6 protein-coding genes are annotated in these 7,110 nt (G+C 42.5%); 2 read left to right on the plus strand and 4 right to left on the minus strand.

What is annotated here, in order from left to right; translation table 11 throughout:
- Positions 1 to 68 precede the first annotated feature (68 nt).
- Both QN395_RS20725 and QN395_RS20730 read right to left on the minus strand, forming a co-directional pair.
- The gene (locus tag QN395_RS20725; RefSeq protein WP_323492920.1) at positions 69 to 797 is read right to left on the minus strand and encodes a hypothetical protein; all 729 of its coding nucleotides are present in this window, start codon (positions 795 to 797) and stop codon (positions 69 to 71) included.
- Between the two features lie 75 nt (positions 798 to 872).
- The gene (locus tag QN395_RS20730) at positions 873 to 1,322 is read right to left on the minus strand and encodes a hypothetical protein (protein WP_323492921.1); all 450 of its coding nucleotides are present in this window, start codon (positions 1,320 to 1,322) and stop codon (positions 873 to 875) included.
- 215 nt (positions 1,323 to 1,537) lie between these two features.
- Here QN395_RS20730 and QN395_RS20735 point away from each other — a divergent pair, with 215 nt between their 5' ends.
- A complete protein-coding gene (locus QN395_RS20735) occupies positions 1,538 to 1,747 on the plus strand; it encodes a hypothetical protein (RefSeq protein WP_323492922.1) in 210 nt (69 codons plus the stop codon).
- Here the strand turns inward: QN395_RS20735 and QN395_RS20740 are convergent.
- Positions 1,744 to 2,034, minus strand: coding sequence for a hypothetical protein (locus QN395_RS20740; protein ID WP_323492923.1), 291 nt, complete (start codon positions 2,032 to 2,034; stop codon positions 1,744 to 1,746). The two genes, QN395_RS20735 and QN395_RS20740, sit on opposite strands and share 4 nt — an antisense overlap.
- A gap of 248 nt (positions 2,035 to 2,282) precedes the next feature.
- Between QN395_RS20740 and QN395_RS20745 the strand changes: the two genes are divergently transcribed.
- Positions 2,283 to 4,271, plus strand: coding sequence for an AAA family ATPase (locus tag QN395_RS20745; protein ID WP_323492924.1), 1,989 nt, complete (start codon positions 2,283 to 2,285; stop codon positions 4,269 to 4,271).
- Positions 4,272 to 4,306: 35 nt separating this feature from the next.
- On the opposite strand, the gene QN395_RS20750 is transcribed toward QN395_RS20745, so the two are convergent.
- Positions 4,307 to 6,808 (minus strand): adenosylcobalamin-dependent ribonucleoside-diphosphate reductase, encoded by a 2,502-nt coding sequence (locus QN395_RS20750; protein WP_323492925.1) that lies wholly within the window; start codon positions 6,806 to 6,808, stop codon positions 4,307 to 4,309.
- Positions 6,809 to 7,110: the final 302 nt, after the last annotated feature.

Raw genomic sequence — 7,110 nt, forward strand, 5'->3', positions numbered from 1 at the left:
CAAAGCAAAGGAACGCGTCGCGTCCCGCGCTCTGCCTCCCCGGCCTGAACGCCAAGGTTTCACGCGCTTTATGATGAATTTAGTGAGTGAGACACAACCTTAGAAACACCGCTAAGTATTAAAGTTTGGGACTCCGTAAAAACATAGGCTGCAAATGTATTTGCAAGAATAGTTTGATAAGTTGGCGTAGATTTGCCTTTGCGGAATAATTTGACGCTAACAAAGCCGTGTTCAAACGCAATATGAGTGATGATTGCTTTTGAAAACGATTTAAAATCGCCAGTTCGGCAGGTAATTTCGTAATGTTGACCAGGCCTTAAATTATGTTTACGAATAATAGCTTTGCAGTCATTAGTTTGCTGCGTCAGCAATAAAGACGAACAACATTGGTTAATTTCGTACTGAACCATTTCTGTTAGAACCATCGCTGAAGAGGGATATAGTCCGTATGAACTAAAACGGCCTCCCTCTGCAATCTCGCCGCTACCGTCTGATACGATTGTTTGGAATGTATTGCTACTGGGGGTTTGATCTTCAAGTTGAGGAAATTTTCTTTCAACTATGACATAGCTTCCGCGAGGTGAGTTTTTGACTAATGCTTCAAGTCGCGTAAATAATTCTCTGTCACGCTTAGCACGATCCGGAACATTGGTACTGATCACAACGTGTTCAACTAAGATTCCAATGCAACCGAAACCAATAGTTTCAAACACATATTTTAAAATCGCTTCTTCGTTGAAACCTAGGGATAATGCATGCTTGCATGCGGTGAGTAAGGCAGTTTGATTTTGATTCATGGCTCTTCCAATAAGTTATGAGCCACACCCAATGGGCTTTTGGCCCCGAGGGATTTTTCAATTGCAATTACTTGATTACTCAACTAAGCCTTGTGAAGACAGTTTTAAATCAGCTGAGATACGTAATTCCACTTTGAATCGAATTTGTTCTACATTGACATCCCACTGATCATGCAAAAAGAAATACTTTTCTTTGTAATGAATGTGGATAATTGTGATGTTCCCGGCGATATGTTCACTTGACACAAAAAAGTGAAATCCGTTTGTATTAAAGTGTCGCTGGGGTGAAGTTTCTGCAAATGCTGCTTGAAATGTTTTTTCTGAACTGTGATTAGCCATAGGACTAATCATCAACTGTTCTAGATAATTGATCCAGTCGGTTTGCTTCATTATTTCCAAATCTGGATAGGAAACACTCAGTTGGTTAGGGCTTTGTTTGGTCTTCTTGGACAAGCCGTTCGTATCAACCTCATCAATAATGAGGCGACGAGATCGGCTAACAAAAAGGGTAGGATTTTGCTTCATAAAATTCTCCAAATGATGAACCACACCTACTGGTGTGGAAAAGTAGGTGTATAAAATTAATGGCTATAATTTGGGGAAGGTAAATCCCCTGGACGATGTCAGTTTCCTGACGATGAATCGAATGGCGAAAAGCGGATGATTTTCGTTATTCGACTCGATTTGACAATACTAAATTTCCAGTAAGCTGAAGTTGTACTAATAAACGGAGAAAAGAAATGGAACTTATAAACGGAATCGTTAAGTTTGACGAAAACGAAAAAGATATTTGGGAATCGCTGCTGGAAAGAAAAATCGATGCAATTCCTCCACACTTGCTGCGCGAGTTAGGCGAGGCAAGAGTGAAAGAATTGACCGAACAAGGAAATCATATTTGGGCAAGAATGGCCGCCCAACATGTGGCTGATATTCCTGTTGTGTTGCACTAACCACAGATTTTGTTTATCTCAGCTGTGCGCAGTGTTGTTCTAGCGATTTGCATCACTTGAACTAAATTACTTGAGATAAATGAATCAATGGTTACGCCGGCAGAAGCTAGTTGATATAGTTCGTTCAGAACATCTTGAGCGTACTTTGAATTGGAAGCACGCTTAGCAATAAATTCCCAAAACTCAGGGCGAAACAGTTCCGGAGTTGTGGTGAAAGCTTTTGCAGTTTGTTCAATTTTGTCGAGAACAGAATTGGTATGAGCTGCAGCTGAAAATGTAACCTTCATGATGAACCTCTAAAAAAATTGAGGTCACCAAACCCATCGGGATTGATAACCCCAATGGTTGGATGAAAAGACCGAAGTCTTTTGACGATGCTAGTTGCCTAGCTAGAAAAGCGAAAATATATTGACTCGATTAAGATTATGCAGCAAATATTTTATCGGTGCAAGAATCGTTAAGAAGTTATTTGCGTTTTCTTGACAAATAGAGGCATCGGGTAGGATAAATATATCGAAGAATTTAGGAGAACATTATGTCATCCGATGTTGAATCAGTACCAGCGTCTACACCAACTTACTACAAGCGACCTGCGCAGTTTTATTGTGTATGTCTCGCCTACCAGTTTATGCTTTGGTTTAATACATCTAGCGCTGCCCTCAATAAACCGGGCCTTTTAGTGGCGATGATATTGACGCTTCTCCATGTCTATATCGGTTTCATCATGCCCAAAAATAAAGTAACAATCCTGTATTGGATGTCTTGTATTTTATGGTTTATTAGCATAATCACCTGTATCGGGGCATACGCATTTCCTGCGCCTGAATTTCTCATTTTTGCCGGAGTAGCATTAATGATGATGTACGAAGGCTATGCCAAAGAGTTAAACGATAATGGCTGTACGACGCTGAGACAAAACTTTTTCCCACGAATATTTGTTAGAGGGAAAATTAAGACGCGTCAGCAATCTGATTACTCAAATGGCCCTTCTAACCGTTCCAACATTACTGCAGCAGTGCGTCCGGTGCGTGGCTTCGATAGCATCATTGGCATGGATCAAGAAAAGAAACGCATCAAAGACGCATCTTTGGAGATCATTCGTGCTCATAAGAACCGTGCTGCGGCGAGAAATGGCATCTTATTGACAGGTGAACCTGGTAATGGAAAAACAGCATTAGCAAAGGCTCTCGCGGGAGAGCTGAAACTCCCTTTTGTTGAACTGACGAACGGGCTTGTTGCCAGTCCATGGGTCAATGAAACAACCGTCAATTTAATGAAATCTATCCAAGAAGCGAAGTCCCGAGCCCCTTGTGTTTTACTGATTGACGAAATCGATTCTTTTCTGGGCGATCGCGGTGCTAATAAAGGATCAAATTCCGAAGACGGCAAGATTGTGAATACTTTATTGACAGAATTAGTGAATCTCCGATCGTTCGGTGTCGTAATAGTTGCGGCAACGAATCATGTCGCAAAATTGGACGGTGCAGGAATACGCGAGGGACGATTCGATTTTAAGATTGAAGTAGTTCCACCGAACGAACAGTCGAGAGAGTTGATTTTGCTCAGCGAGTTAATCAAGTTCATCGATTCTTCCAAGATTCAGTTAGGTGCAGTTGAGACTGCGGCGAAACGTTGGGATGGGTTTTCTGTTGTTCGTATCTTGTCAGTGGCGAAGGAAATGGCATCGATTCATAAATCAACGCCCTACTCCAAAATTACCTCTGACGATATTTTTAGCGCTTTACGAAAAATCCAAGGTACTCAAGGACTTCCTGTCGATAATGCGAAAGGCATTGATCAGATGCTGTTGCCGGACGGCTTAAAGGATGATTTGCGCTCGATTGTCTATCGTATGAAGAATATTCAACATATCGAAGAATCTGGCGGTTCTTTGCCAACGGGATTGGTATTTTATGGTTCTGAACCAGGTACGGGAAAAACGGAATGTGCACGATCTTTGGCAAAGGATTCCGGATGGGCATTTCTGGCAACCACGTCGAATGATTTGATTGCTGACACGGGACTCATTGATAAACTATATAAAGAAGCATTGAACATCAGACCCTGCATTATTTTTATTGACGAAGCCAATGACGTCTTGCGTGATCGCGCCTACTCAAATAACTCTGCGGTAACGAATAAGTTACTGACGGTAATGGATGGTGTGTCTAACGAAAAACGGGATATCCTCTTTGTTGCAGCGACCAATTACATTGAACATATCGACCAGGCCGTTTTGCGTGGTGGCCGTATATCAGAGAAGTATTTCTTTGATGTGCCCGAGACGTCAATGCAGGTTACATTCATCCAAAATTTGATGAACAAATCCAAAACTAAATTTAGCGCAGAGGTATCACCCGAACGGATTGTCTATTTGCTAGATCACAGTAATGTCAAAGGGACCGTAGCAAATATGTGTACCGTGATTCAAGATGCAGTGAACGCGAAACTATATCGTGGAGAGGGAACCACGGTTGAGGTTGACGACATTAACAAAGCGATTGCGAGACAAACGCTGAAATAAAAAAAGGGGGCAATTAAGCCCCCTTTCCATTAATTCTAACCACAACTTCCAATAAAATTACAATTTGCGCAACGGTCACATCCGTCTACCTTTTGAACTGCGTAGGCGGAGCATTCACCGCATTTCTTACCGACAGCTTGATAAAAATTGCCTGGTGCCTCAGCAGCAATTTGTTCTGCATCATCAAATTCAAGATCATTTTCCAGAAATTTTGACGATAAAGTATTCACAGGTATTTGACCACCTGATGCATCCAAAAAGCCACGCTTAATCAAGATACGCTGTAACGCGTAGCCGATGGCAGCAACTTCTGATTCATGATGCAATGGAATAATTTGGCCAGCTTCTTTTTCAATGGAGCCACAACGAACGGTGCCTTTATCCCAAACAACTTCCCGCATGTCTTCGAGAGCGTTTGCAATTGAACCTCCAGATCTTGCTGCCATGGATAACAGTCGCATGCTGGCCGTAATCCATTGTTGCCCATCATTTTTCTGACCCGCTGGCATAAAAAACTCGAACGGACGTTCAATCCTCACCTGCTTACCGTTCAATACACCATCGACAGGAATAAAGCTGACCGTCAAATACACCGTCTTCTTTCCTTCAAAAGTGGAATACTGTACTTTTGATGTGACAGATTGTAAGTCGCCCAAAGGACGGCCTTCAAACTGTTTTTTAAGCGGGTCAATATCATACGATAGAGGCTTATCTTCAAACTCTGTACTAGCTTCCACAGGAGGCGGTGCAGATACGGATAGAACGCTGCCTAAGACACTATTAGGTCGATAGGTAGCCAAACCCTTCAGACCGGCTTTCCAAGCCTCAGTATAGAGGTTAACAAAATCCTCGTAGGGATAGTCAGCAGGTACGTTGACGGTTTTAGAGATAGCGGAATCAATGAAAGGTTGAACCACACTAAGCATTTCCATATGATCAAACGCGGACATGTTGAGTGCTGTCACAAACTGCTTTGGTAATTTTGCATCATCAGACACATCATTGCCTAAATGACGATACAATCGCCATGCATGATCTGCAACTTCATAAATTTGATGAGTTTCGTCGGCCATGCGTTTTTTACGGTTATACACCCATGAAAACGCAGGTTCAATTCCATTGGAAATATTGTCTGCAAGCCCAAGCGAGATCGTGCCGGTCGGTGCAATGGAAAGCAAATGCGAATTGCGAATACCGTAGGTACGAATGTCATTTTTTATATCCGCCGGCAAGCGTTGAACAAACTCTCCAGCAAGATACTTATCGGCATCAAAAAGAATAAAAGGTCCCTTCTCTTTGGCCAATTCTATTGACGCACGATAGGCAGCATCGCGCATGGCTTTACTAACTTGGGCTGCAAACTCTCTGCCTTCGTTCGAGTCGTAACGGATACCCATCATGACCAGAGCGCTACCAAGACCCATAAATCCAAGACCAACGCGGCGCTTATTCATCGCCTCTTGCTTTTGTTGCGGTAACGGCCATGCTGTGCAATCCAACACATTATCAAGCATACGAATTGCCGTAGTAACCACTTGAATGAATTGTTTAAAATCAAATTTGACATTGAACTCAAACGGATTGACAACGAACTTGGTCAGATTCATGGATCCAAGACAGCAACAGCCGTAATCGGGTAATCCTTGTTCAGCACATGGATTGGTCGCTTCAATAGTCTCGCAGTAATAGAGATTATTTTGCTTGTTCATTTGAGACAAAAATATGACACCAGGCTCTGCGGCGGCATAGGTATTTTGCATGACCTTTTCCCAAAGATCGCGTGCTTTGATGGTTTTGTGTACCCATTTTCCATCGTCGCGCAAACGTACACCTTGATTGTCATCGACTTGGCATGGTTCGCTGTCGTGAACTAATTCAACAGTATCGTTATTGCCAACAGCGTGCATGAACTCATCTGTTACGCCAATGGAGATATTGAAATTAGTGAGATCACCTTTTGATTTCGCCGAAATGAAATCTTCAATGTCAGGATGATCCCAACGAAGAATTCCCATTTGTGCTCCTCGACGCGCGCCGGCTGATTCTACTGTCGCGCAGGATGCATTAAAAACTTGCATAAAGGAGATTGGGCCGGACGCCCGAGAATTCGTGCCTTTAACCTTCGAATTTTTTGGACGAATGGATGAGAAATCGTAACCCACACCGCCACCTCGACGCATTGTTTCTGCAGCTTCTTCCAGCGCTCTGTAAATACCTGGCTTTCCATTGCCAAAGCTAGAAACGGAATCACCTACGGGTTGTACAAAGCAATTAATGAGCGTCGCACTTAAATCCATACCCGCCATTGAGTTGATACGGCCGGCTGGAACAAAGCCATTAAGCTGCGCGTCTAAAAACAATTGCTGATAGTTGGCTTGGTTATCTTCACCTTTGGAAAGAGCTGAAGCGACACGGGTCTGGACGTCTAGAATAGTTTGTTCGTCACCCTTTGCATATTTTTCTTTCAAAACATCGAGAGAAATTTCTTGGGGTGGCATTGTGCTTGTTGAAGCGAAATTATTATCACGAGCATTCATGATTAGGTCCTATTAAAAAGTAGTTTAGTAGTGTTTTTGAAAACGGTTCACATTGAATTTACATCTTGATGAGACTAGCAATAAAGGAAGTCGAGATGAATCCTCATACCAAAAAAAGCCTTTTATTCCGGGCGGAAAAAAGGCGCAATGTGGTTAAGCATTTTTATGAAAAACGTTGAGTGAATAGCTAACAAAAGGTTAGCTTTTTGTATTAGCAAACGGTGCTGTTGACGCGCATCCAAAATTGACCAGGTAAACGCAGTTTTACGCAACGAATATTGACCAGGGAAATTAACCTATCC

The organism is Undibacterium sp. RTI2.2, assembly GCF_035018705.1.
Lineage (GTDB): Bacteria > Pseudomonadota > Gammaproteobacteria > Burkholderiales > Burkholderiaceae_D > Undibacterium.

Excerpts from the sequence above, each read along its gene's own strand:
- QN395_RS20735 (WP_323492922.1), top strand. The coding sequence starts at position 1,538 with ATGGAACTTATAAACGGAATCGTTAAGTTTGACGAAAACGAAAAAGAT.
- QN395_RS20740 (WP_323492923.1), bottom strand. The coding sequence starts at position 2,034 with ATGAAGGTTACATTTTCAGCTGCAGCTCATACCAATTCTGTTCTCGAC.
- QN395_RS20730 (WP_323492921.1), bottom strand. The coding sequence starts at position 1,322 with ATGAAGCAAAATCCTACCCTTTTTGTTAGCCGATCTCGTCGCCTCATT.
- QN395_RS20745 (WP_323492924.1), top strand. The coding sequence starts at position 2,283 with ATGTCATCCGATGTTGAATCAGTACCAGCGTCTACACCAACTTACTAC.
- QN395_RS20750 (WP_323492925.1), bottom strand. The coding sequence starts at position 6,808 with ATGAATGCTCGTGATAATAATTTCGCTTCAACAAGCACAATGCCACCC.
- QN395_RS20725 (WP_323492920.1), bottom strand. The coding sequence starts at position 797 with ATGAATCAAAATCAAACTGCCTTACTCACCGCATGCAAGCATGCATTA.